This is a genomic window from Ligilactobacillus equi DSM 15833 = JCM 10991, assembly GCF_001435735.1.
In the GTDB taxonomy this organism is placed as follows: domain Bacteria; phylum Bacillota; class Bacilli; order Lactobacillales; family Lactobacillaceae; genus Ligilactobacillus; species Ligilactobacillus equi.
The window spans coordinates 882-2,049 of record NZ_AZFH01000186.1; the positions used below are offsets into that span (position 1 = coordinate 882).

1 protein-coding gene is annotated in these 1,168 nt (G+C 33.3%); it reads right to left on the reverse strand.

What is annotated here, in order from left to right:
- Positions 1–101: 101 nt before the first annotated feature.
- A complete protein-coding gene (locus tag FC36_RS10085) occupies positions 102–311 on the reverse strand; it encodes a hypothetical protein (protein WP_023859012.1) in 210 nt (69 codons plus the stop codon).
- Positions 312–1,168: the final 857 nt, after the last annotated feature.

Below are 1,168 nucleotides of genomic sequence, written 5' to 3' on the forward strand. Positions count from 1 at the left end.
CTTTTTCATCCGTACTAGACTTCAACTCTTCGAGTTTCTTATTAGCGGATTCAGAACTCTTATCTTTGATACGAAAAATCACAGTATAGCAAGATAAACGGTCAGTTAAGACCATTAAAACGTTTGTCCATAGAGTCTTTCTTGCCAACGACAGTATCAATTTCAAAGTATCCAATTTCAGAACGACTATCAATGTAAGTAGGACGTTCATTAATACTGCGCCCCAATACACGTTTAACTGGAGCCTTTGAAGATTTAGGATCATTCTTACGAGTGGTTTTAGACATTAAATCAACGTTTTTAGTCTGCATAATACCTTTATCAATCCAAGTGTAAATAGTGCATTCACATGGAATAAATTCCGTAGGAATTACTTCTTCAAGCTTTTTAGTTGTAGCATATGGTGAGTACTTAATACCATCAACTTTACCCAGGAGTAAGCTATCTAATTTCGTTACAATTTCAGGAAAAGACCAATAAATAGGTTTTCTTCCACATTACAATTTATTAGACGCATAACGAATTTGTCCAACTTCTGCATAATATTGTTCGTTGTAATAGCGGTATTCTTTACCATTAGCTTTCTTTTGTATCTACTTAATGGTTTTTACCCATCCACGCTTAACCTTATTATTAATGGTTTGAGAGACCCTATTGCGCTTCCTAGCGATTTGACGGTTAGATAAGCCCATTTATTTCTTTGTAGGCTTGAATTTGTCCACGCTCTTGAATCGTTAAATGAGTTCCTTTTTGAGGGTGATTTATTACAATTTGTGTGTTATCAGTAACCAATGTCATAAGTACTTTACCGTGCCTTTCATTTGTTTTATATGAAAGATACTCAACAATAGTAAATTCGAATAATTCATCACGCTAATTTTTCAATGATTGACACATGAAAGTCACAAGGGCCTTCGTTATAATTAATATCCTTTAACGAAGATTCTTGTGACTTTCTTTTTCTTCAAAAAATATCAGAAATTTCTGCATTTCTTCCAATTGTTTCACGTGAAACATCACCGAGATGTTTCATAATTTTTCGACAAAATCCACGCACACACCGCCAATCGATATAAACGAATATACATATACGTAACTTTATAAGTATATGTATACGCTAATTGCTAGTTTGTAATACTTCCATTTTTTGTAAATTGTACAGTGTTAT